Genomic DNA, 24,849 nt, shown 5'->3' on the forward strand with positions numbered 1-24,849 from the left:
ACCTACTATTTTTTCCTTTAATAGGATTAATTCGTCCTTTCCATTATAAAAGGTGACTTTTGCACCCCCATCATTGTTTTAATCAATCGTTTGATTAAAGACTTTAGGTCCGGCCCACACTAACTTGGGAGGAAATGTAATATACTTCTTTGAACGATGTTCACTATAAACAACCCGGATATCATGATCATGGTTGTAAGCTTCTGCTCACAAATAGACCAAAGGACTTCAAACTTACGAATATCCCATTCCTTTCTACCTATTTTTTGAAAACATTTGATGATATCAGAAGTAACATTTCCCATTATGATAGAATTATTTACATTAGTTGGGTAATGTGTAAAAAAAGAGTATAGGTGGAACGCAAAATAGATGATTGGATATTCAAATCGTACAGCATCTTTGAAGGGGGGATATTTAAATGAAGGGCAAAAAAGTCATGGCGCTAGGAATAGGTGTAACCGTATTGCTGGGAGGATGCTTAAATATGAATCTTTCAAAAGATAAAGAAGTAGAAAAGGAAATAGTCGCCACGAGTGGTGAAAGAAATGCTTATGAAAAAGATCACTTTGTACGAATTCAAGACTATCATGGGGCTGGGTACACCCTACGCAATAGTGGAAAGGAAATCCGTCACCTCGCTGCAAGTCACCGGGAAGAGATTCAAAAGGCAGTAAAGGCATTCTTCCTCGATACATATAAGACGGAAGTTATGGTCCATAACATAATCGGTGCGGTTGATGGGGCATCTGTTTTTGTTGAGTCAATCGGCGAACCTCATTTTTATACCTTTGCCATCGTCCCCATTGATCTCGATAGGAAAAAAGTAAAAACAGATGAAGTTTGGTCTCAAGAGGGACAAGTGGAAAACGCCCTTTCTGGTGCACTATACGCCATGGCTTTTGATGAGGATTTCACAAACTTAGATCGCTACTTAAAAGAAACCACAGCCAGTTACCCTATAGTGGGAACACCAATAAAGGCCATTGAAAAAGTAGGCGCTAAAGGATACGCAACCTCTCACTACTATGTAAATCCAGTAGGAGATACATTTGATTCCCTCTATAAAATGTATCTAAAAAACCCGGATATCAGTAAGGATGAATTGAGGGATTTTCTTCAGAAAGACGCATTTGGACCAGAGGATATCATTTTCACCATTTATTTATACATGAAAGACAAAGATAAGGCCCCTGATGAAGCCATTTTCAATAAAATCGTCTCTGATATCGAAAAGATGGAAGGCATCCCACGTGGTTCATATTCCATCATATTGAATGATAACTTAATCGACCGAAGACGAGCAATTGGGACGAAGGAAAACTCGTTAAAAAGAACAGCACCAAATGAAATCATGAAAGATTAGGGAGGATCTTCTATGGCTGTTGTTAATACCCTATCAAGCCACGCCACCGATGATAATGATTTAGTCGAGCTTGCCGGATACCATTCTTATGTTCACTATGATATAGATGAAGTGTTCAAGGTGAATGAAAAGAAATTCAGGGTGATAGATACCATCTATAACACGGATACCGGTCTTGATGCACTTACTGTTCAAAATGTTAAAACAAGAGAGCTGACCGTGGTATTCGTTGGCAGTGAGCAAATGGATACGGATTGGATTGGAACGAATACAAAACTGCTTAGCGATGCCCCCCCTGCCCAGGTCCGAGAAGCCGTAGCCTATTTTGAGCATATAAATGATGAAGTGGGTGAGGTATCTTCCGTCTCTGGAAATTCCCTTGCTGGTGCTTTAACCAATGCGGTCGGAATCGATAATCCAGGAGTAAAAGCCGTTACCCTAAATCCAGCGATCCTTCCTGCTGGTATGGTTGATCCGGATAAAGAATATGCTAATATTACAAATTACTATAGTAAGTTTGACTTTCTGACGGGGACGGAAGAGACCATTAAGATGGGCGACCGCATTCCTGGTAAGAAGTACGGAATAAATAACGGCGTCCCCTCCTTTTCCATGCTTGGCTCCAACCATACTGGATATATCAAGCAAGATGCAAATGGAGAATTTACATTAGAGATAGGAATAGAAGGAGAACCAGGTCACGGCTTTGTCCATATTGGAGCTGACGATCATATCGTCACAAGTCTCTGGACAGGCGCCCCTTTGTATGGGGGCCAGAGTGAGCGAATCGAAATGAACCAAGAAAACATGATGCTACTGTCCCATGGAATACGTGATAATGTGAAAGGCCGTCTTGGCAAGGTCAGGGAATATGTCGGTAACTCAGTCCGTATCGTCCATACCGAAAATGAAAAATTCAATCAACGGGTAACAGCACTTCAGGATGCCTTTCAACAAAAGTTCGAGGAAATTGCCGGGGAACCTGTCTTTATGGGTATCACCACAACGGGGTTTGTCATGAAGGCATGCATAGACGAACTAATTAGGCTCCTCGATAAGGCAGAAGACAAATGCAGGATTCTAAATAATGTCCTGAACTCTAAGCCTGTTGAGATAGTCGAATATATCACATCCGTGAATCTAAGCGTCGAGACTCTTTTCTATGCTCCAAAAGAGTACTTGAAGCAATTGAAAGCGGATATCGATGACTTAGTGGCAAGTGCCGGGACTATTATTTCGAATGAAATCCCGGAGTTATTTAAAGGCGGAAAAGACCTTTTTGTAGATGCAGTTGTAGGAGAACTTGACGCGCACTATGACATACTCGAAAGAAATAAGGAAAGCGTCTATAAACAATTACAGGATTACGAGCGCCAAGTTCAGGACATTGCCGATACGTTTCACGATAAGGACGCCAGTATAGCAGGAGCCATACAAACCAGCGCATCCCCGACAGATGGAATAGGCTCTGTCCAGAAAACAGCTCTTATCACTTTAGAGCCCTCCCCCTACCTAAAGGTCGGCATGAAAATCAAAGAGATTCAAGTCCAAATGGCACATAATCAAATCAACACTTTAGGGATGACGGTATTAATGCCGATCCTCATAAGCGTAAAAACAGTACTGACACTGATCGAGGCAGCATTAGACGCCATCATTCTAGCTGTTAATGCCGTTTTGACAGTAGGAATTTACGGTAATCCTGTGAGCTTGCTTATAAGTTTATTTACGGATTATGAACAGAAAATAAAGAACGCCGTCCAAGAAGTATTGGAGCCTATCATAGAAATGGAAACATCCATAGAAGGCATTCGTCTAGGAATGGACCGTATGATCATCAATCTTCCTGAAATGCTTAGTAATTTTAAACCATATATCGATACAGCGATTTTCGAACCTGGAAAATTTAGTGATGTTCGTCTATACAATGTTTCTGCTCTAGCCGTTCTGGATGACATGGAAGTTTTATTCGAGGATATTACCTTTCAACTATCAGGTCAAAAAGCAATGGCAATTGAAGCCACCTTGGAAATATCGAAGAACGTATTAGGAAACATCCAGCTCTTAAAAGAACAAGTCAATCGGGGAACACTATAATCCATGAGATTGACAAGGATACAATCCCACTGCCTCTACTACTCTATCATTCAACCGTTGGGATTGCTTACTCCTCATTCGAGTTTTATCCACGTTTTGCATTTCCCCCTATTTTAAAGAAGGAAATCTCTTTATAATGAAAGCATCCTGTTCTCCATCCTAATAATGACCATTCAACAACAGCCAAGGTGGAAAAAAGATGAAAATGTATAAGTTAACGGAAGACTTTTCCTCACTTTATAAAAAAGGAGCAAGATTCTTCGTCGTTTCTGACTCGGAGTTTATCGGTGTCAAAAGCTATGTATTGCTATCCGAAGACTTGAGGGGCAAAATTGAAGTAACGGACGATGAGTTGAAGAATAAATTTGTTTCCATTAAAGGGAAGCCTCACTAGTTTATAAAACAAAAAAAAGAGGGATTTTCATCAATGAAAATCCCTCTTTCCTTTATTTCAAGTCTTCAACAGAATCAATATCGACGTAATCTGGCACAACCAATCCATTCTTCGTTCCTTTAAGGTTTGGTCCTAAATCGATGATATCTTCTTTATATTTATTGTAATATTCAAGATGCGTTCCTGGAAGCCATGCCGCAACAAATGCATCCGCACTTCCATTTGCAACGCCAGCAAACATTGGTCCCACTTCAACTTGGCTTAGTGTTACATCATAGCCATTCTTTTCGAGAACCTTGCCAATCACATTTGTACTGGCTATTTCCGTATCCCAGGCCACATACACAAGATTGATACTTTCACCATTTCCTTCTTTTGCACCTTTTGTCCATTCAGACACTTTATCAGGATTTGCACTGATCCATTTTTCCGCTGCTTCAGATGGAGACTTGCCCCCAGCAACTTCGACCATCACATCTTCCATATCACCCGTTTCCCAGAAGAATTGATCTAGGATTTTATACGCCCCAGGCGCATCCTTTTCGAGTCCTTGTCGAGCAATGGTATTAATGTTTTCAGCACCGCCAAAGGATTCATTCGGATCGTCAAGATACTTCAAATCGTATGTTGAGAACATCCAATGCGGTGACCAACCCGTAACGATAATCGGTTCTTTCTTATCAATCGCTTTCTTCAATTCCGCAACCATCGCGGCTGAAGAACCTTCGACAAGATTCCAGTTGTCCAAATCGTAATCTTCGATAGCCGTTTTAGTTAATTTCATCAAACCGGCTCCCGGCTCGATACCGATGATTTCATAATTGGTCTGTTCACCAAAGTTATTTGTACCGCCTTGCATGACTTCTTCTTTTTTCAAGATTGTAAATAACGCCGTACCGACCACAAGGATCGCTAGAACTGAGAAAAATACTTTCTTGCTAAGAAGCTTGCCATACGCTGGTTTACGCAGGTTTTGCGTGATGCGATCGAGAATGATGGCAATGATAACAATCGACAAGCCCGCTTCAAAGCCTTGTCCGACGTTAATTTGGCTTACTGCCCGGTAAACATCTGCCCCAAGGCCAGGTGCACCGACCAAGGAAGCCGTAACGACCATAGAAAGGGCAAGCATGATGCTTTGGTTAACTCCCGCCATAATCGTTGGCATCGCCAATGGCAATTGTACCTTGAATAGCTTTTGGCTACTCGTTGAACCGAAAGCATCCGTTGCTTCAATCAAATCATTGGGCACTTCCTGAATGCCAAGACTCGTCATTCGAATCGTTGGTGCGATGGCAAAAATGAACGACGCGATGATCCCTGGCACGACCCCTATTCCAAAAAACAGGATGGCCGGAATCAAGTAAACGAATGCAGGCATCGTTTGCATGAAATCCAGAACGGGTGTCACGATTCTTCTTACCGTCTTACTCTGTGCACTCCAGATACCGACTGGGATCCCTATCAGAATGGTGAGGAACCCTGATAATAAAACGATAGCAATCGTTTGTATGCTTGAGTCCCAATATCCTAGATTATCAATTAATAATAAGCTAACGAACGTAAATATTCCTAACGGCCATTTGCTTGTATAGGCAACTAAAAGAGTTAAAACAATAATCAATACGATGGAAGGTCCAACACTCATCACATCTACTAAGAGGTTCAATAACCCTTCGATCGCATTCGTTATAAGAGTAAATAATCCGGCAAATGCAATCGTTATCCAGTCCACTAAAGAGTCGACCCAAGCGCCTAATGGGATTTTTGGTATATTCATTGAACTTCACTCTCCATTTCTATCAGTTCATTCAATGAATCTTTATTACCTGCCAATGCCCCAATGACGGCACCACGGACAATGATTCCTTTTATTCTTCTCTTATCATCAATGACCGAAATCGGCAGACTGGAAGTTGCCATCACGTCCATAAGGTTTACAAGTAATTCTTCCTCAGGAACCGTCGGGATATCCGTTGACATCACCTCAGAAATAGATTGGTCATTTCTCAATGCCTGGCGTGCTTGCTCTGCCGACAAAGCCCCTAATAAGACTTGCTTACGATCTACGACGAATATGCTGGAATAACCTTGTTTGCGCATGATCTCAAGGGCAACCCTTGGACCACGGTCCACTGCGATTTTCTCAGGCCGCTTCATCACGTGAGATGCGGTAAGCACCTTGGATAAGTCCACATCTTCAACAAACTTCTCGACAAACTCATTAGCCGGGTTCATCATGATTTGTTCTGGTGTTCCCAGTTGGATGACGCTTCCGTCTTTCATAAGCGCAATCCTATCCCCGATTCTTAATGCCTCATCAAGATCATGGGTAATGAAAATGATCGTCTTTTTGTATTGCTCTTGAATTTCTAGCAATTCATCCTGCATGTCTTTACGGATCAACGGATCAAGCGCACTAAAGGCCTCATCCATCAACAAGACATCCGTATCGCTTGCAAGCGCACGTGCAAGACCGACCCTTTGTTGCATCCCGCCGCTAAGTTGTGAAGGCATCTGTTCTTCATATCCCTTTAACCCAACCGCTTCAAGCGCACTCATGGCTTTTTCACGTCGGATTTTCACATCCACCTTTTGAATTTCCAGCCCGTACTCGGCATTTTCCAGTATCGTTTTATGAGGGAATAAAGCAAAGTTTTGAAAAACCATGCTAATTTTCTGTTGCCTTACTTTTCTTAAGCGGGCCGCATTCATCTTTACTATATCTTCATTTTCGATTAGGATTTCGCCTAAAGTTGGATCAATCAATCGATTGAACATACGGATCAAAGTCGATTTTCCGCTTCCGGATAACCCCATGATCACGAAAATTTCACCGGGATAAATTTCAAAATTGACGTTATTCACGCCAACCGTTTGACCCGTTTCTTTCAAAATTTCCTTCTTTGACTTGCCTTGCTTCAATAAATCCGTAGCTGCTTTTGGGGATTTCCCAAAAATTTTCGAAACATTTCTGACCTCTACATATGGCTTCATTCAGTCACCTCGTTAGTTTGTTGACCATATGATGTTCAGTTCTGCTGTTTTCCTCATCTTGTGATGAGTCATCATGATTGTATAATTCTACTCTCTTAAGCTAGTCCAACCTGCACTTTCACACGAACGTCAAAAGGGGGAATGACGTAACATAATGGGTAAAACGTTACACTGTATACCAAAACGAACGCACTGAAAAATACTTAACATTCACATAATTAGTCCTGGTCATATGTGTAAAATAATTGAGTTTTTTTAGTAGAAAAAAGAGGTGCGATAGTAGAATACATGGATATCATTTAGAGTTTTCCTTAGACCACAATCAAGTATGTGTCCCTAATAAAGACAGAAGTGGCCAAATTAAGCGGTGGTTGTCCTAAACCACAACACATTAAGAAAAACACGTTTACAATGACCATGATTCATCGCTTGATCATTTACGTGTGATTATTTGAGCATTTCAAGTAGAAAAAAAAGGAGTAATCACAACTGAGGATAGTTGCAGAAACGGTGTATACCGACTGACATTTAAATGGTTTTTTACTTGGATTTTTTTGTTCGTCCCATCCCTAGGACTAAACGTTTATCCCTAAAGTACTTAATAACCTTAACAAAGATTGAAATAAGATTCAAATGAAGCAGAGTGTAAACCGTGATGATACCTGGCTTAATTGCATGATAAGATCCCACTATTCTCACGCGGATAATTTGCTTCGATTACCCTCGGTTAACTTTGACGTACCAACGGTGTAAGCCCTTACCGAAAAACCGCGTAATTGGTTCCGTACCGAAGACGTAAAAAGTTTTTTTAAAAAAATGAAATTGTTTCACATTTTTGGGTAAATCCTACGGGTTGATTTGGATAAAATTAGTAGGCAATTAGATGGATTCTACAACCCATCTAACCAGGTTTTTCAAACAAAAACGTTTAAGGCATTCCATGATTTCTATTTCACTGGTTTTCTGGCAGAAAGAATAAACTCTTCCTTTTAAAAAAATGTTAGAATAGTATTAATATTCAATTAGAAGGGATGGGATAGAATGATTAAGGAAGTCTTTTTGAACAAATTGTCTGACTCCTACATACACGTAAAGGCATTGAAAAAGGACGTTTTTTCATCACATATCAGTTTGGAAGAAGCCTATCGAATTCAACATGCTTTCACTGCCGCAAAAAGAGCAAATGATGAATGCCTGAAAGGGTATAAAATCAGTATGACTAGTCCCGAAACACAAGCCTTGTTTAACGCCAAGGAACCGTTGTATGGACAGTTAACCGATAAACAAATAACCAATAAGATTTCTTTAAGTAAGCAAATGCTAAGTCCGCTGATCGAACTGGAGTTAGTCTTTATTGTCAAAGAGCCCTTGACTGCCGCTTCTACTGAAGAAGAAATAATCAACAAAACACAAATTGCTCCAGGATTAGAAGTTCCTGATTCCCGCTTTGAGGATTGGTTTCCTAAAATGCCAAAAGAACAGGTTTGCGCAGATGGGGCAGTTGGCGGAAAAGTAACCATCGGGGAAGCAAAAGACTACACCTACACTGATATAGACAATATCAATGGCAAGTTGCTCTTCAATGGACAAACCATTGATGAAGGTACATCTTCGGTTGTAATGGGGCATCCGCTCAAGGCCATCATGTGGCTACTTGAAAAACTCGGGCAACATAATTTAACACTCGAACCAGGCATGTTCGTATCATCTGGCACATTCATCCTACCAAAAACACTAGAAATCGGGATGTATACTGGTCAATTCGAAGGAATCGGCTCCGTTACGTTATCGGTTACGGAATAAATAAGGACCGCAATGTCTCAGTGAAAAAGGGAAAGGCCTCAAAAGCCTCTCCCCTCTCCATGCATCTCATTCGAAAACGCCTCTCCCATATTTTTTCTCAACATACCCCTATCCAGCAATTTGATTGAACCCGTTCAATAACTCTCGTAAGATCACTTTCGAAGTGCTTAAGACTACTACCCTATCATCCAAAACTTCTCGTTTACTAGACTCTACTGAAAATTGAAAGAAAATTACGATAATAGTATACTGATTTTGAGATTCAGTGGTAATAAAATCCATACTACAAAAGGAAGTGTCAATATGAAAGCGCTCAGATGGCATAATACTAAAGATTTAAGATTAGACAATATCGAAGAGCCACATGCAAAAAAAGGCGAAGTTAAACTTAAAGTCGAGTGGTGTGGAATTTGTGGGAGTGACTTGCATGAGTATACGGCAGGACCCATATTCATCCCAGCGGAAGAACCACATCCTTTAAGCGGGGATAAAGCTCCGATTGTTATGGGGCATGAGTTCTCTGGAAAAGTCATTGAAATTGGTGAAGGTGTCACTAAAGTAAAAGCAGGGGATCGCGTTGTTGTGGAACCCATCTATTCATGCGGTGAATGTGATGCATGCAAACAAGGGAAATACAACCTTTGCAACAAAATGGGGTTCTACGGACTTGCTGGAGGCGGAGGCGGATTTTCCGAATACACTTCTGTTCCAGAACATATGTTACATAAACTTCCTGAAACTGTTTCATATGAGCAAGGAGCACTTGTCGAGCCCTCAGCTGTGGCTCTTCATGCTGTAAAACAAAGCAAACTACAGGTTGGCGATAAAGCTGCCGTCTTTGGAACTGGCCCAATCGGTTTATTGGTTATTGAAGCCCTTAAAGCAGCCGGAGCGGCGGAAATCTATGCGGTTGAGTTATCGGAACAACGTAGACAGAAAGCAGAAGAACTTGGAGCCATCGCAATTGACCCAAATAACGGAGATGTTGTAGAACAAATTCAAAACCTTTCAAATGGTGGAGTGGATGTTTCTTATGAAGTCACAGGAATCCCACCAGTCTTAACACAAGCCATCAACTCCACTACATTCAATGGTGAGACGATGATTGTAAGTATTTTTGAAAAAGAGGCCCCCATTCATCCGCAAAATATCGTTCTGAAAGAACGTACAGTAACGGGTATCATTGGCTATCGTGATGTATTTCCAGCTGTCATAAGCTTAATGGCACAAGGATACTTCCCGGCCGACAAACTAGTAACTAAGCGTATCACGCTTGATAATGTAATCGAAGATGGCTTCGAAGGTCTATTAAAAGAAAGAAATCAAATAAAAATATTAGTACAAGCTAAATGAGATGAAAATCCGTTAAAGAATGTTCGGATAGATGAACTGGATAGTCTAACGACTATCCAGCAACATGATTTTTATTCATTCCTTCCTGTTTTATCTATATGTAATTGCTTGCCTTCTTCGTTATTGAACACTTCACCAAGTTTACGATGGACCAAAAGAAGCTAAACGCTTGTCTACTTCATTCAATACCAATTCTTCATCTTCTATAGATCTAAACCCGCTTTAGTTTGGTCCTTTTTGATAATATCTTCTAGCTATCGTTAATTTAAATGGCTGGAATAAGTTGTTTTAAATTAACGAGATACACCTAAGTAACTATATGATGGAGGACATTCAATGAATCAGACACTTAGAAGAGCTATTGTTGAATCCCAAGAATACAACCTTTCCACGAAAAGCGCTTGGAACCTTTACCAAGAAAAAGGACAGTATCCTGATAAAAGCATCCGGGCTGAGATTTTCGATTCATGGGAAAATTCCAAGAAACTAGGCATCAGCCCATTCCAGAATAAAATTAATGAGATCATTAGCCCAAACACTTTGAAGACTCGGCTCGATAAAAACGAGCAATTGCTTTCATTCGCTACCCCGAAAATAAACAGTTTGTCAGATATCCTACATGACTCTAAAACAATGCTTTCCATTACGGATAAACATGGTACTATTCTGCACTCCTCCGGTGAAAAGGGTGTATTGGAAAATGCTGAGCGGATAAGTATTTTCACGGGGGGCACATGGAGTGAAACATCTGCAGGAACAAACGCGGTAGGAATGGTGTTGAAGACGAAACAACCTTCTCGAGTTTTGTTTTCTGAACACTTCTGTGAAAAAAATCATGATTGGTATTGTGTCGCCTCCCCCATTTTGGATCCTTTTACAAACGAGCTAATAGGAATCATCAATATTGCAGGTTGCTCTAATCAAGTGCACCAACACACGATTGGGCTCGTCATTTCAGAAGTGAACAATATATCGAAATCTATTGATCGGCAATATCATGAGTATATTCTGCGTAATAATTTATTTTTGAATACAGCACTAGAAGGTGTGGAAGATGCCGTATTTGTAGTGAATACCGGAAAAAGCATTATAGAAAAAAATAGAGTGGCCAAATCGCATTCCATCCTAAAAGATGTTCAATCAATCAAGCATCTCCCTGAATTAGATAGACTTGTTGATTCTGTCTTACTCTACGGACTGAGAATAAGAGAAGAAAAAGTAAGTCATGATGAAAACAAGCAAAAATTCATTTGCTCCATCTATCCCGTTACTTTCCAAGACGAACGGCTAGGTGCAGTCATATTTCTAAGAGAGAATTCAGCCTATCCATCTTCCATCGGACATACGCCTTCATCAGGCCGTTCCTTACATACTAAATCTACACGCTATAGCTTTGATGATATGGTCGGTTCCTCCAACGATTTTGTAGAAGTCGTGAAAAAGGCGCGAAAGGCATCGTTAATCGATGCTACACTTTTCCTAACAGGAGAAACCGGGACGGGAAAAGAAGTTTTCGCGCAGGCAATCCATCAGGCAAGCAACCGCCGTGATCAGCCTTTCGTAGCGATAAACTGTGGTGCCATCCCTCATGGATTATTTGAAAGTGAACTATTCGGTTATGAATCTGGGGCCTTTACCGGAGCTAAGGCGAAAGGCAATCCCGGGAAGTTCGAGCTGGCCCAAAAAGGCACAATCTTTCTTGATGAAATTGGAGATATGCCGCTTGATTTACAAGTTCATTTACTTCGAATACTCGAAGAGAGAGTCGTCACAAGAATTGGCGGAGATAAACCAATACCTCTCGATGTTCGTGTCATCGCTGCTACTCATAAAAATTTAGCGGAAGCGGTCAAAAAAGGCGAGTTTCGTGAGGACTTATATTATCGACTTTGCGTGATCCAAATGAGAATTCCTTCTTTGCGGGAAAGAATCGACGATGTTCCTGAGTTAGTCACCCAATTCATGGAGACCATGGGTGGTCAATTCGGAAAACCAGACATTCTGGTACACCCCGATACCATGGACTGCCTGACACAATACACATGGCCAGGAAACATAAGAGAATTAAAAAATGTTATCCAGCAAGCCCTATTCAATACGGAAGGAAATATAGTATTCCCATTCGACCTTCCTCCTGAATTGGTTAAAAATATAGGGGAAAACGAGAAAGAAGCGCTTATTGAAGCCATGATCAGAGAAAACGGAAACATTACCAACGTTGCAAAGACCCTTTGCATTTCCCGCTCTACCATCTATCGAAAAATCAAGCAGTATCAACTGAAACCAGAAGATTGGCTTGGATAATTAAATAACATGCAACGACAAAAGCCCAAACTTATCCACTCACTGATAGAGTGATACAGTTTGGGCTTTTTCTGTGAGACATTGATACATTTACTTGTTTCATTGGAACAGTTCTATATAGGAGATGATGATCAAAATAATGGGTGATAACCATTGATATTCATGGAGATGAACGAAATTCCACCCCCCTGCTCTATGTTGGCACGCCACTTGCATAATGTATTAGTGTAGGAAAAATTCCACTTCAAGATGAAAGCCAGGTGATGTAAAGATGAAGGAATTTGACGTGATTATAATTGGCGCAGGTCCTGGAGGATATGTTTCTGCCATTCGGGCTGCACAGTTAGGAAAAAAAGTCGCCATCGTCGAAAAAAAGAAAATTGGCGGGGCCTGTCTTAATGTTGGCTGTATCCCTTCCAAGACACTTTTAAAGCATGGAGAAATGATTGAAGAAATAAAAAAGGCAAACAGCTGGGGAATTGAAACGGGTGAATTATCCATTAATTTCTCAAAACTGATGAAGCGTAAAGATCAAGTAGTGCAATCATTGACGAGTGGTGTGGAACATTTGTTAAAGACAAACAAAATCACTTTACTTCAAGGAGAAGCATCCATAACGGAAAACTTAATCGTTTCAATCGGTGATGACAAAATAAAAGGCCAAAATATTTTATTGGCAACCGGAAGCAAGCCTTTCATCCCTCCAATCAAAGGGCTGGATCAAGTGGATTACCTTACTACCGATTCATTTTTTGACCTGAAGGAATTGCCGAAAGCCATGGTGATCATTGGTGGTGGAGTCATTTCGGTAGAACTGGCTTTTGCCATGGCGCCATTGGGAACGAAAGTGACAATTGTCGAAGTTGCTCCTGACATTCTATTAACCGAAGATGTGGACGCACGAAAAATCATCAAAAAGGAATTGAAAAGGAAAAACATCCAAACCATCGTTAAGGCCGATATCCGGGAAGTGAAAAAAGATCAGGTTATATTAGCAGACCAAGAAATCTCCTATGATACCCTGCTAGTCGCAACCGGTAGAACCCCTAATATTGAGTTGGTACAAGACCTAAAAATAAAAATGGATGATACCAACAAGTTTGTGGCAGTCAATGAATACTATGAAACTAGTAAGAAACATGTTTATGCAGTAGGAGATTTAATCGGAGGCTATCAGTTGGCTCATGCGGCGAGTGCAGAAGGTCTAGTTGCAGTACATGCAATGAATGGCGAAGCTCCCCAACCCATAGATCAGACTGAAATCCCTAGATGCGTATATACTCATCCCGAAATTGCTTCATTTGGGCTAAGTGAAGAGCAAGCCAAGAATGCCAATTATGATGTAAGCGTCACCACCTCTCCCCTTTCTGGAAATGGAAAAGCCATTGCCATGGGAGAAACAGAAGGTTTTGTTAAAATCATCTCCGATCGTACATATCAGGAAATTTTGGGGGCGGTTATTGTCGGTGCCCACGCAACCGAGTTAATCGGGGAAATTTTGGCTGTGAAACACTCAGAAGGAACGATGAATGAGCTTGCAAGCCTTATACATGCACATCCTGCAGTGGCTGAAGCAATTGGAGAAAGCGCAAATGCATTATTCAAACAAGCGATTCATATGTAAACACCAAACAAGGAGGAATTACGAATGGAAAAGAATGAAGCACTTTGGATTTATCAAAAGATGAATGAAATTAGATTTTTTGAAGATGATGTACACCGCACCTTTGGAAAAGGTTTAATACCAGGATTTGTCCATTTATACGCGGGTGAAGAAGCCGTTGCAACCGGAGTGATGAGTTTATTGGATGACGAGGATTATATTACAAGTACTCACCGTGGACATGGACATGCCATTGCAAAAGGTTGCGATATCAATGGCATGATGGCTGAAATCATGGGGAAAAAAGATGGCCTGGGTGGAGGAAAAGGCGGCTCCATGCATGTTGCCGACGTTGATAAAGGAATGCTAGGCGCCAACGGGATTGTTGGTGGTGGGTTTGGACTAGCTGCCGGTGCAGCTCTTAGCATTAAGACATTAGGTCGGGACAATGTAGCTGTTTGCTTCTTCGGCGATGGTGCTTCAAATGAGGGTACGTTCCACGAAGGGCTAAATCTTGCTTCCATCTTAGATCTACCTGTTATCTTTGTGTGTGAAAATAACCAATTCGGCGAAGGCACACCTTTCCGATATGCAAGTGCCTCTAAAACAGTGGTCGAAAGGGCTCCAGCTTATAATATGCCAGGTGTACGTGTGGATGGCATGGATGTCGAAGCCGTATACAACGCAACAAAAGAAGCGATTGAACGGGCCAAATCCGGTAAAGGTCCTACATTAATTGAATGCGACACATACCGGCAATATGGTCACTTTGAAGGGGACGAACAAAAATACAAGACGGATGAAGATCCCAATAAAGACCGTGATCCCATTCCTGAATTCCGTGAAAAAGCGATTAAAAATGGTTGGATGACTGCAGAAGAAGCGGATTCCATTGAAGCAGCGGCAGAAAAAACAATCAAAGAGGCAGCTGCTTTTGCGGAAGCGAGTCCATTACCGGATGAATCCACTCTATATACGGATATATTTGCATAAGAATAGGAGGAATTATAATGACGAATAGACAAATTACTTTTATGTCCGCTATTACAGAAGCGATGGCACAAGCGATGCGAAAAGATGAAACGGTTATATTAATCGGTACTGACGTTGCCGGGGGTGCTAAAGTAGACCACTTAGTTCAAGATGATGGTCGTCATGATGATGCATTTGGCGGTGTTTTCGGTTTATCTAAAGGACTGGTTTCAGAGTTCGGCCGTGGACGTATCATTGACACGCCTATTGCGGAACATGGTTATTTTAGTGCAGCGGTCGGTGCTGCCGCTACAGGTTTGCGCCCTATTTCTGAATTGATGTTTAACGACTTTATCGGGTTTGCTTTGGATCCCATTTTAAACCAGGGGGCCAAGATGCGGTATATGTTTGGCGGAAAGGCAAAAATCCCGCTTACTGTCCGGACCGTACACGGTGCGGGAGCAGGTGCTGCGGCTCAACACTCCCAAACATTATATGGAATGTTCGGTTCTATTCCAGGCGTTAAAGTGGTCGTTCCTTCCAATCCCTATGATGCCAAGGGTTTGATGTTAGCAGCAATTGAAGAAGATAATTTAGTCATTTTCTCAGAAGATAAATTGCTATATGGCATGAAAGGCGATGTGCCTGAAGAATACTACACGATTGAAATTGGTAAAGCGAATGTGACTAGAGAAGGAACGGACCTTACCATTGTAGCCATCGGCAAAATGGTTCAGGTAGCTCTTGAAGTTGCAGAAACATTAAATAAAGACAGAATCTCAGTTGAAGTAATTGATTTAAGAACGGTGGCACCATGGGATCAGGAGACCGTTTTGAAGTCTGTCAAAAAAACGGGACGGCTCATTGTCATTGATGAATCCAACCCACATAACAACACGGCTACGGATATTGCCTCGGTAGTTGCAGATAAAGCTTTCGATTATCTTGATGGCCCAATCAAAACCGTTTGTGCACCAAATACACCAGTTCCATTTGCTTCTAACCTAGAGAAAGCCTACATTCCAGATGCAAAAAAAGTGTTAACAGTTGCCGAAGAATTAATAGCTGATTTGAAAAAATACGTAACGAACTAGGAGGTGAACCTACTATGAGTGAAGCGATCGTAATGCCTAAATTAGGAATGACCATGACAGAAGGCACAATTGTGGAATGGTATAAAGAAGTGGGAGACTCAGTTAATAAAGGCGAACCCATTTTAATGATCAGTTCGGAAAAATTAAACCAAGACGTTGAAGCCCCGATAACGGGCGTTTTGTTAACTAAGAATGGTGAAGTGGAAGATGAACTGGAAGTCGGTGCCACGATCGCCGTGATCGGAGACGAGGGAGAAACGATTGTAACGGATGATTTACAGGCCGTTCAATCGGATTCCCCTGCTACCCCTGAAAGTTCGGAGGCTAGTGGTAATACAGCCGTATTAGTGAAAAACGAAGAAAAGACAAGTAAAGGCGACCGGACTTTCATTACTCCACTAGCTAAAAAGATGGCCAACGCTGAGAATTTGGATATTGATTTAATTAAAGGTACCGGTGGCAATGGTAGAATTACCAAACGGGATATTCAGCATGCATTAGCAAGCCGAGTGGACGATACTCCCCCTGCCCCACCTTCACCTACACCGGCAATTGCGGAAAATGTAGGGGAAGGACTTCCTCCAATGCGAAAAGCAATTGCTCGGAATATGCGGAGAAGTTTGGCACAGACGGCACAATTGACTTTACATCGTAAAGCCAATGCAGATCACTTGATCGATTTCCAGAAAGTGTTGAGGAAAGAAATTGAGTCAAGTGAATTAGATGTCAAACTCACTTTAACCGTGTTAATTGCAAGAGCAACTGTACTTGCTTTACAAGAGTTGAAGAAAATGAACTCTCTCTATCATGATGGTCAATTGACAGAGTTCGATGAGGTTCACCTAGGAATCGCCACTTCGCTAAAAGATGGCTTGTTAGTCCCTGTTATTAAGGATGCCCATCAAAAAACAATCGGCAGCCTAGCGAAAGAAATAAAGGAATTATCGGAAAAAGCCAAAAATGGAGAAGCGGGCGGAGACTTGCTTTCCGGCTCTACATTCACCATTACCAACTTAGGAGCCAGTGGAATCGAATACTTTACACCAATTTTGAATTCGCCAGAAACAGGCATTCTAGGGGTAGGAGCTTTTCAGGATGAACTGACCCTAACAGAAAATGGCACAGTCAAATCGGTTAAGAAAATTCCATTCAGTATAACCTTTGACCATCAAATTCTAGACGGTGCAAGCGCCGCAGAATTCTTAACAATTTTGATTAAATATATTGAATCTCCTTATCTATTAGTTCTTTAAGTTTTAAAAACATATAAAAATGTTTTCCAATTTCATCTTATCCCCTTCCATTTACCATATGGACCGGTGATAAAGCATAAAAGAGAAGCTGACCAAAAAAGGTCAGCTTCTTGTACTTTTAGTGAATCGTCTTTAATAGATCTTTCATTACTAAAAGTTGTTTTTGTTGAGTCGTGATAATGTTTTGGAGAAGGGTTTTGAGTTCGGCATTTTGCGTATATTTCAAGATATTTTGGGACATTTTGATGGCACCTTCATGATGCGGAATCATTTCCTCCAGGAAATCTTGATCGATATTACCCGTTGGTTTGGCATCTTCCATTGAGGCAATCATCGTTTTATAGATTGTTTGATAAGCTTTTAAGTAGGATGCTTCTGCCTTCTGGTTTACTTGCGGATTCATTTTCATTTTATTTCTAAGAGCTTCCATCTTTCCTATACCGGCAAGCTGGTCTCTTATAATGTTTGAAGCTATCAGCTTGACCTGTTCATCATGGCCATATTTCAAGACATTTTCAGCCATCGATATCGCCGCTTCGTGATGGGGAATCATTTCATATAAAAAATCAAGACTAGGGTCACCTGTCTTAGGTGCTTCCTCCATTCCTTTTTTCATGACTTGCAGGATCCGTTGATAATTATCATAATACGCTTTTTCCTCTAAACCTACCTCTGCATGTGCCTGAATACTAAACATGCAGAGTATCAGTGTAAGAAAACCTATAGTGGCTGTTCGAGTACATACCCTCATGATTGTCCCCTCCTATATGTATGCATATTTTATTTTGCAAAATGGAGGCTTATTTTATTCAAGGTAGAATGGCTTCTTCCATTCAGTCGGGGTCGGTTAACCGCTGCTCTAGACCATTGATCCATTATCGGGATTTAAAAAAGGCAAGCGAATCAAGATTCACTTGCCTTTTGATAGTATGATTTATGTAATCGGTGACTTTTAAAATCTTATTTTAAGCGAGTAACAATTAATAAATCTTCAACCGGCATTTCATAGGCACGATTACCAAGTTCATGCTTTAAACGTTCATTATCTTCATACTCTTCGGGTGAAAAGTCATCTTCACGACCTTTTTTCAAGTAATCATAGAAAATTGGTGGCAAGAAGTCTTCTTTCAATAATACTTCTACCGCTTCGCCATTTTCCTTTGTGAATACATATGCATATCCCGTTGGACGGTATGGATCATATTGTGCTTTTGGATAGTTGACATCAACAGTATACACCCCGCGGGTCTTTGCACGTGTGACAAATTCAAATACATCACGGAATCCCGGGCCACCATGACCGGAAAGCACCGAAAGATCTTTGCGGTTTGGAATTTCGTCTCCGTATAATGCTTCAAATGCCGCTTCTACCACACGGAATCCTACACCAAGTGCCATATAGGCTGCGTAGCCATGGTACTTTTTGATGTCGTCGAAAGAAATCTCAATCAAATCATCTCGATCATAAATTTTAATTGTTCTCATAAATGTTGTCTCCTAATAGTGTTATTGATCCTGTTGCATTATAAAAAAATCTCATTACCTTCTTATTAATGCTCCAGACTTTCTATCTTGTTATTAATCCTACCATCTAAAAATCGTTCTGTCGCGGCATGAATTAAAGGGGTTATCTGCATCACCTGTTATATATCTAAACTTAACTTCCGTCGGTCCCGAGTTGTGGAGAGTAATGTAAATATGGATTTTGAACTGGACGCAAGAAAAAAAAAAGGCAGAAATGTCGTTATAACAACATTTCTGCCTTTCACTACTTAAATGGATTCACTTATGACGGAACTGCTTATTCTTGAACGTTAGGGCTGTCTTCCATATAATTAGATTCCCGGTTTAGATGAACTTTTAGGGATTTTTTCATAGTCTGTTGGATTAAGAGTATGAACCGATCCATCCGTTACACCGGAGATTATTCCCATCAGACCCGTTTCAACTGTTTTCACTAACTGACCTTTCTGTTTTTGCCCAAAATTTTGTGTTTGTCCACTCACTTCAAATAGAACCGTACCACTTCCATTTAACGCAAACGCTCCTAAAGCAGTACCTGGCAGATCAACGGTTTGATCGTACAGTGAAATATTCGTAAACACAGAATTTCCTTTTGTTTGTAATGCATTATAGGCAGTAAGAGTTAACTGACGGGAGAAATCATATTTAAAGTTATCTGCATACTCTTTATACTTAGCCCCTGCAGGTGTGCTAGGATCGTTGACGAATTTTCCTGATATAGACATCGTCACGCGGTCATCCGTTCCTTCGATATACGGGAACCCTTGGTGATGAAGATCGATAAAAACATCCACTTTACCGAATTTCGATTGTAACCCTTTATATATGTCACGTACCGTTTGTGATTCAGGTGTAATGAACCAGCCTGGCTTTTCAGATGCCCCTGGGAAGTCTTGAGGCTGTGGCACATAGTTTAAGTTTGGATTAAAGTCACGATTCACATCAAATCCCGGTTTGCTAGCATAGTCGTCTCCGGATCTTGGAGTCGTGTAATAATTCCAAGTTGGTTTAGCATTCGAGAGTTGTGGGAATTTCCCTACCACCTCTGACCATGTCATCTCATTTCCACGACGATCAAGCTCTGATCCATCTACGTTCATCATTGGTATAGCAACGATTGTTAGTTCATCAAGCATTTTTTTCACATCAGGTGAATTACTTTTACCTAGGTTTTCAAGAATGTTTAATAACGCAACCGTTCCTGTTTTTTCATTTCCATGAATTTCACTTTGGATAAGAACAACTTTTTTACCATGCCCTACCGTCACTTTGTGAATGGAACGACCTTGATTTGTTTGTCCAGCCACTTCCACTTTCACTTTCCCCTTACTCACTTGCTCAAGCTTATTTAACTTTTTTACAAGCTCATCATAATTAAGGAATGCTTCGATAGAAAGATTCGTTCCACCGGTCGGATTTGGTCCTCGTTCAGCGAAGCCGACATTCGGGCCAAGTAATGCTGCAGCTACTATTGTTGAACTTAGAACCTTTATAAACTTCTTTTTCACTTCCATTCCCCTATTCTGAATATTATTTATTAGTTAGTATATTCTATTAATCCCTCATTTTCCCTTTTAAACTATGATAAACACCTAGAAAGACCTACCTGTTTTAACGGCACCTATGTCCTTTTTCACAGAGACTAACTTTTTACGATAAATAAAAAAGAATCCATTTTGAGCAAAGATTGATCAAAATGGATTCTTATCTATTCATGTTGCGCTTATTTAAAGTTCGATCCCTACCTGTTTGCTTTTCAATCGTGCATATATGACGAAAAAATCCCATCTGTTAGTTTATGTGATACCTTAGTTTAGCTTTTAGTAAGGTATTGTTTTACCTTATTCGCATCTTTAGAAGGATATTGATATTCAAGATTACTAGCTACTTCAATCGCTACTTGCTCAAACAAGTCAATGGTTTCAAACAAGGCATGCCACACCTGTTCATAATCCCCGGTAGGATAGGTTTTCATCAATCTTTCCCACATCTCGTTATTGAGATAACGCTTCAAATACTTACTGTTTTTCCCTACACTCAAAGAAAAATTTGTTTCTATACCAACTTTCCACTCAAGCATGGTTAGTAACATTTCTCTTACACCGTTTAAGTGGGCATAAGCGTAGAGTATCTCTTGTCTCCATAACCCTTTTGCTACATAAGTGGAAACCCACCAAAATTCATTACAACAATCTGCAAAAAATTCAGCCGAAGGCTTTTTTACCCAGTACTCTTTATCCGTTGGTTCAGAGAGCTTAGGCATATTCCCATCTTTATCTAATAAAATAACGGTTAATCCATCTTCTAAACAATATTTCTCTTTTTCCTCAATCGGAACCAGCATTAAATCAAGTCGATTACCATCCTCGAATAACATTAAGTAGGTGAATCTCCCATCCAATTCAGGTGGAAACATCACCATATCCTCTGGTGTTTGCATGATAATTCTTTTCCCAAACACATTTACCCAATCAGGATTAAAAAGAAACGATTGTACGTCAGATACAAGATAGACCATATCATAATCTCTTAAAGTATCTTTCGGTACATTAGAATTTGTCCGAGAACCATTCATGGCAACAGCTCTTACTCTCTCATCTCTCTCAGCAACTCGTAATATCAATTCCATCATTTCTTTTTCTGAACGCATTTATTCTCCTCCGACTATTTTATTCTTTATACGCATTCCTTATAGATGGGCCTCACTATTAAAGTACAGGTTAGCAGATTCTAGCCCCCATAACAAAAAAGGCCATCGTCAATCAGAGAGATCTTTCTCTTTTATTAACACGCAAAAGGGCGCGCAAATGATATTAAGGGAGATAGCGAGACTCCAAAAAGTTTAGGACATTCCATTATAAATAAAATGATGAATATTTACGTTCATATACAAAGAAACCTCCTATCAGTTCATTAAACTGATAGGAGACCTTCCACTTAAAAAGCTATTTGGGTAAGCATCATTTCTCATTACCCATTGCTTTATCAAGAAATACAATTTTCCCTGATTGCTGATTAATCCTTCACAATATAACATTTTCGAATCTTGTCGTTGCCTTTAGTCTCCACGTAAACCTTATAAGGTCCCACTTGATATACGTCTGTGGCATTGTTCTTGATTAGTATCTCCTCAGTGAAGTTCTCCGTCGAACCATCGGAATATGACTCTTTAACGCTGATTTTCAGCCTGTTCTGCTTACCATTCAGTTTCCCTACCGTAGCCAATGGCGTCGCCTTGTCGACAGTGACTACCGGCAGCATTGCCGCACCAAGTATTTTGGTGCCATCATAGATAACGACTGCATAATTATCGCCGGGGTCAACATCGCTGCCTTTAACGCTGATTGTCGCTTTGCCTTTTGCGAATTTCGCAGTAGCTACTGAAACACCGTCCTTTACCAATACTGCTTTGGAACCGTCAGGGACATCCGCTGTGACGGGGATTTTGGTGTCACGATCTCTCACGATACGCTCCACCGGTGCTAGGCTAATTTCCACGCCCAGATTGGTTGAGTCTTCGTATAAATAGTTGGACACGTACTCATACAGCTTCACACGACTATTGTCTGCATAATTTTCCAATGGCTCCGTTCCTCCTTGGCCAATGAAACCGTTTTCATTACCATGCAGTGCATAGGTGTAATGGTTGGAACCCGTATGGGAAAATAGTGTCGTCTCACCTGTATCGGGATCTATGCTGGTATTAAACCATACCGCCCGATCTAGTGCACGATCACCAATAGTTGTGTCTGTCCGTAAAGGAGCCGTATCGTCATTGCTCAAATCCCGCCACAAAATAGTGGGGGCGACAAGTCCGCCGTGAACTAGACTCAACATTGTGTATCCCGTGTATCCCTTCGCTTTTGTGTATGGTCCCGGGTCGGGGCTGGCACTCTCTTTAAAGATAAATCTCATATTATCCTGAATCTGCTTCGGCTCTTTAATAATGTCGTCCTCTATCGTGACAGGAGTACCCGCAATACCTCGTTTGGCGTTGGTCACACCGCCAGTGGCCGGGATAGATGGTACATTCCTATTGGTCAGGGCCATACCTGAGTTGGATGAGACAACGATATATGTCTTACCGGATTCGATTGTTTTGGCCAATCTCCAAAAGTTTTCCGGAGTATTGAAGTCAGTAACACGCGCTGGAATAATTGGCATCCAGTTTTGATCCCAAAGAGATTTCTTCAAGGTCAAATTTTTCAAATCATCAGCGTCTATACTCTTATCTGTTTGAATAGTTAGCGTGCCACCTGTATGTTTTGGTAAGGGCTTAAATTCCTTACTGTTGAGCATGGCTTGCTTACCGTTGTCCTTATTATAGAACGCCTGAAATAATTTGAGTTTACTTTTACCATCACTAAAGCGGGTATTGACGGAGGAGCGGAAGCCCGTATCCGTATAGTTTTGGTCCTTCTCCCATTCAGCGGTCATATGCCCGAAGTTTATCGTATACTTCGTTGATCTATTCGGGTTTTCCTTCCTGGCTATCTCTACCGTCGCCACGGCTGGCTTCCCGCCGCTCACCGCTCCACTTGCAGGGTCGAGCTTAACGCCGACGTCAACTTCATCGTTGTCGTATTGATGTGCGACATTGGAAGCGGAGAAGTCAATGTTTGACACGTCCTTTGGGACATTGACATCAAATTCGGTTTTGCCCTCGACATTGAAAACATCCTCCCCGAATTTAAATGAGGTGAGTTTTGGTGGCAACTCATCGAGTCCTAGATAGGCCTCCGGATTTATTATGGCCCAATACGCTTCTTTAGGGGCACGCTTGGAGTCGAATGGCAGCGGGTAACCCGTGCTGCGCCAGCTGTTATTATCGGCCACACCCCAGAAAGTAACGCGTTCTATATTATCGGAATACTTCTTATATAACATGAACAGCTTGGCGTACAATACCGCTTGCTCCTTCAATTGCTCCTTGGTAGGCGGAACCTCGGATGAAGTACCGTTAAATTGTACGTCGAGTTCAGTTATACTAATCTCCAACCCGGTTTCACTATATATCTTTAAAACTCCCTCTAAATTATCCACATTGAGTCTGAGGTTGTAATGCCCTTGTATCCCGATGCCCTCAATCAGTTTCCTGCCATTTGCCTCAGGGTGTTCATTCGCATATTTTTGGTTGAGTTCCTTGGCCATTGAGGCAATAGCGATTGCTTTGTTGGGGATTTCTTCGTCGTTAAAATCATTGTAGTAGAGAATGGCGTCCGGATCAGCCTCACGCGCTAACAAGAAGGAATCATAGATATAATCCCAACCATTTCCGCCGTTAGAGTAAGCATCAAACCATCTTGATGGACGTTCTATTGGATTAATGTCAGAGCGAAGCGCCTTCCGCCAGTCGGTCGGGTTTTCTGGATTATCCCTCATTGCTTCGTTAACAACGTCCCAGGTGTCGAGCTTATAAGGGCCCTGACTATAGTGCCCGGCGATTGTCGATATATACTTTTGTAAGCTCGCCCGGGCCTCGGTATAATTCAGACCAGCAGGCGGCCAGCCAGCCGACTGATTATGCCACGCCAACGCGTGTCCAATCGTATAGAAACCGTCAGCATTAACTTGGGTTAACAATTTGTCGGCTGTTGTGAATGAAGGTTCGCTAGTTGCATTGGGCCAAATGGAGTCCGGTTTCGTAGCATTTTCAGGCGTCAGCGCATTATAGTGGAATTTCATAAAATCATACTTCGCTGAATCGGTTAAGTCGCCCGGACTTACAGTATTCCCAATAAGGAAATAGTCTTTGTAGACATCTTTCAGTGACACGACCTCTGCCTTTGAAGCATCCTTAACCTCAGCCGCTGAAGCATGGTTTACCTGCATTGCGGTATCGATAAAAAAAATTATGGTAAAAGCCAGCGTTAAAAAATACGTCAGAAGCTTTCTAGCTTTTCTCTTCAAAAAATCATTCCTTTCATAATTTAAATTTCTCTTTTTTTATTCTCCATTACCCCAAGTAGCCAAATAGTCGATACATGACATGACATGTCCTTTGCCTCTTTGTGGTCCCCTATTTTGCTCTGCATCATAGACAGTTCCATGACAGGTTCTACATTAAATTAACGGACTAGCTTCATCTC

17 protein-coding genes are annotated in these 24,849 nt (G+C 41.2%); 10 read left to right on the top strand and 7 right to left on the bottom strand.

The window, feature by feature from the left end:
- The first annotated feature begins 421 nt into the window (after positions 1 to 421).
- The 3 genes from ACQKL6_RS18645 to ACQKL6_RS18655 all read left to right on the top strand — a co-directional run bounded on the left by ACQKL6_RS18645 (position 422) and on the right by ACQKL6_RS18655 (position 3,857).
- A complete protein-coding gene (locus tag ACQKL6_RS18645) occupies positions 422 to 1,366 on the top strand; it encodes a DUF1672 family protein (RefSeq protein WP_402991618.1) in 945 nt (314 codons plus the stop codon).
- Positions 1,367 to 1,378: 12 nt separating this feature from the next.
- Complete coding sequence (locus ACQKL6_RS18650; RefSeq protein ID WP_427651733.1) at positions 1,379 to 3,463, top strand: SA1320 family protein; 2,085 nt, start codon at positions 1,379 to 1,381, stop codon at positions 3,461 to 3,463.
- Positions 3,464 to 3,662: 199 nt separating this feature from the next.
- Positions 3,663 to 3,857, top strand: a complete 195-nt coding sequence (locus tag ACQKL6_RS18655; protein ID WP_402875518.1) for a hypothetical protein — start codon at positions 3,663 to 3,665, stop codon at positions 3,855 to 3,857.
- Between the two features lie 52 nt (positions 3,858 to 3,909).
- Here ACQKL6_RS18655 and ACQKL6_RS18660 read toward each other — a convergent pair whose 3' ends face one another.
- Together ACQKL6_RS18660 and ACQKL6_RS18665 are read right to left on the bottom strand one after the other, a co-directional pair.
- Positions 3,910 to 5,637 (bottom strand): glycine betaine ABC transporter substrate-binding protein, encoded by a 1,728-nt coding sequence (locus ACQKL6_RS18660; protein WP_402991613.1) that lies wholly within the window; start codon positions 5,635 to 5,637, stop codon positions 3,910 to 3,912.
- Positions 5,634 to 6,854: a quaternary amine ABC transporter ATP-binding protein gene (locus ACQKL6_RS18665; protein ID WP_402875515.1), complete on the bottom strand. Its 1,221-nt coding sequence runs from the start codon at positions 6,852 to 6,854 to the stop codon at positions 5,634 to 5,636. Before ACQKL6_RS18665 ends, ACQKL6_RS18660 begins: the two co-directional genes overlap by 4 nt.
- Positions 6,855 to 7,895: 1,041 nt before the next feature.
- Here ACQKL6_RS18665 and ACQKL6_RS18670 point away from each other — a divergent pair.
- The 7 genes from ACQKL6_RS18670 to ACQKL6_RS18700 all read left to right on the top strand — a co-directional run bounded on the left by ACQKL6_RS18670 (position 7,896) and on the right by ACQKL6_RS18700 (position 17,236).
- Complete coding sequence (locus ACQKL6_RS18670; protein WP_402959466.1) at positions 7,896 to 8,657, top strand: 2-keto-4-pentenoate hydratase; 762 nt, start codon at positions 7,896 to 7,898, stop codon at positions 8,655 to 8,657.
- 303 nt (positions 8,658 to 8,960) lie between these two features.
- Positions 8,961 to 10,010 (top strand): 2,3-butanediol dehydrogenase, encoded by a 1,050-nt coding sequence (locus tag ACQKL6_RS18675; protein ID WP_402991610.1) that lies wholly within the window; start codon positions 8,961 to 8,963, stop codon positions 10,008 to 10,010.
- 336 nt (positions 10,011 to 10,346) lie between these two features.
- Positions 10,347 to 12,314 carry a sigma-54-dependent Fis family transcriptional regulator gene (locus ACQKL6_RS18680; protein ID WP_402991607.1) on the top strand — a complete coding sequence of 656 codons (1,968 nt, stop codon included), beginning with the start codon at positions 10,347 to 10,349 and terminating at the stop codon, positions 12,312 to 12,314.
- 271 nt (positions 12,315 to 12,585) lie between these two features.
- Positions 12,586 to 13,938, top strand: a complete 1,353-nt coding sequence (gene lpdA / locus ACQKL6_RS18685; protein WP_427651735.1) for a dihydrolipoyl dehydrogenase — start codon at positions 12,586 to 12,588, stop codon at positions 13,936 to 13,938.
- Positions 13,939 to 13,962: 24 nt separating this feature from the next.
- Complete coding sequence (locus ACQKL6_RS18690) at positions 13,963 to 14,910, top strand: thiamine pyrophosphate-dependent dehydrogenase E1 component subunit alpha (protein WP_402875505.1); 948 nt, start codon at positions 13,963 to 13,965, stop codon at positions 14,908 to 14,910.
- 17 nt (positions 14,911 to 14,927) lie between these two features.
- Positions 14,928 to 15,983 carry an alpha-ketoacid dehydrogenase subunit beta gene (locus ACQKL6_RS18695; RefSeq protein ID WP_402875503.1) on the top strand — a complete coding sequence of 352 codons (1,056 nt, stop codon included), beginning with the start codon at positions 14,928 to 14,930 and terminating at the stop codon, positions 15,981 to 15,983.
- A gap of 14 nt (positions 15,984 to 15,997) precedes the next feature.
- Entirely contained in the window at positions 15,998 to 17,236 is a 1,239-nt protein-coding gene (locus ACQKL6_RS18700; protein WP_402875501.1) for a dihydrolipoamide acetyltransferase family protein, read from the top strand.
- Positions 17,237 to 17,354: 118 nt separating this feature from the next.
- On the opposite strand, the gene ACQKL6_RS18705 is transcribed toward ACQKL6_RS18700, so the two are convergent.
- The 5 genes from ACQKL6_RS18705 to ACQKL6_RS18725 form a co-directional block, all read right to left on the bottom strand.
- A complete protein-coding gene (locus tag ACQKL6_RS18705; RefSeq protein WP_402991601.1) occupies positions 17,355 to 17,987 on the bottom strand; it encodes a DUF305 domain-containing protein in 633 nt (210 codons plus the stop codon).
- Between the two features lie 209 nt (positions 17,988 to 18,196).
- On the bottom strand, positions 18,197 to 18,721 hold the full coding sequence (locus ACQKL6_RS18710; protein ID WP_427651737.1) for a hypothetical protein: 525 nt from the start codon (positions 18,719 to 18,721) through the stop codon (positions 18,197 to 18,199).
- Between the two features lie 350 nt (positions 18,722 to 19,071).
- Entirely contained in the window at positions 19,072 to 20,268 is a 1,197-nt protein-coding gene (locus ACQKL6_RS18715; protein WP_427651738.1) for a M14 family zinc carboxypeptidase, read from the bottom strand.
- A 305-nt stretch (positions 20,269 to 20,573) separates the two neighbouring features.
- Positions 20,574 to 21,410 carry an aminoglycoside 6-adenylyltransferase gene (locus tag ACQKL6_RS18720; RefSeq protein ID WP_402991587.1) on the bottom strand — a complete coding sequence of 279 codons (837 nt, stop codon included), beginning with the start codon at positions 21,408 to 21,410 and terminating at the stop codon, positions 20,574 to 20,576.
- 365 nt (positions 21,411 to 21,775) lie between these two features.
- Entirely contained in the window at positions 21,776 to 24,670 is a 2,895-nt protein-coding gene (locus ACQKL6_RS18725) for an endo-1,4-beta-xylanase (RefSeq protein ID WP_427651739.1), read from the bottom strand.
- Between the last annotated feature and the right edge of the window lie 179 nt (positions 24,671 to 24,849).

The sequence above is a fragment of the Peribacillus sp. NPDC097197 genome, from assembly GCF_050278025.1.
GTDB lineage: Bacteria > Bacillota > Bacilli > Bacillales > DSM-1321 > Peribacillus.

Bases quoted from the DNA above. Each gene is read 5' to 3' on its own strand.
- ACQKL6_RS18695 (WP_402875503.1), top strand. From the start codon at position 14,928: ATGACGAATAGACAAATTACTTTTATGTCCGCTATTACAGAAGCGATG.
- ACQKL6_RS18645 (WP_402991618.1), top strand. From the start codon at position 422: ATGAAGGGCAAAAAAGTCATGGCGCTAGGAATAGGTGTAACCGTATTG.
- lpdA (WP_427651735.1), top strand. From the start codon at position 12,586: ATGAAGGAATTTGACGTGATTATAATTGGCGCAGGTCCTGGAGGATAT.
- ACQKL6_RS18660 (WP_402991613.1), bottom strand. From the start codon at position 5,637: ATGAATATACCAAAAATCCCATTAGGCGCTTGGGTCGACTCTTTAGTG.
- ACQKL6_RS18705 (WP_402991601.1), bottom strand. From the start codon at position 17,987: ATGAGGGTATGTACTCGAACAGCCACTATAGGTTTTCTTACACTGATA.
- ACQKL6_RS18655 (WP_402875518.1), top strand. From the start codon at position 3,663: ATGAAAATGTATAAGTTAACGGAAGACTTTTCCTCACTTTATAAAAAA.
- ACQKL6_RS18700 (WP_402875501.1), top strand. From the start codon at position 15,998: ATGAGTGAAGCGATCGTAATGCCTAAATTAGGAATGACCATGACAGAA.
- ACQKL6_RS18665 (WP_402875515.1), bottom strand. From the start codon at position 6,854: ATGAAGCCATATGTAGAGGTCAGAAATGTTTCGAAAATTTTTGGGAAA.
- ACQKL6_RS18675 (WP_402991610.1), top strand. From the start codon at position 8,961: ATGAAAGCGCTCAGATGGCATAATACTAAAGATTTAAGATTAGACAAT.
- ACQKL6_RS18670 (WP_402959466.1), top strand. From the start codon at position 7,896: ATGATTAAGGAAGTCTTTTTGAACAAATTGTCTGACTCCTACATACAC.
- ACQKL6_RS18690 (WP_402875505.1), top strand. From the start codon at position 13,963: ATGGAAAAGAATGAAGCACTTTGGATTTATCAAAAGATGAATGAAATT.
- ACQKL6_RS18710 (WP_427651737.1), bottom strand. From the start codon at position 18,721: ATGAGAACAATTAAAATTTATGATCGAGATGATTTGATTGAGATTTCT.
- ACQKL6_RS18650 (WP_427651733.1), top strand. From the start codon at position 1,379: ATGGCTGTTGTTAATACCCTATCAAGCCACGCCACCGATGATAATGAT.
- ACQKL6_RS18720 (WP_402991587.1), bottom strand. From the start codon at position 21,410: ATGCGTTCAGAAAAAGAAATGATGGAATTGATATTACGAGTTGCTGAG.
- ACQKL6_RS18680 (WP_402991607.1), top strand. From the start codon at position 10,347: ATGAATCAGACACTTAGAAGAGCTATTGTTGAATCCCAAGAATACAAC.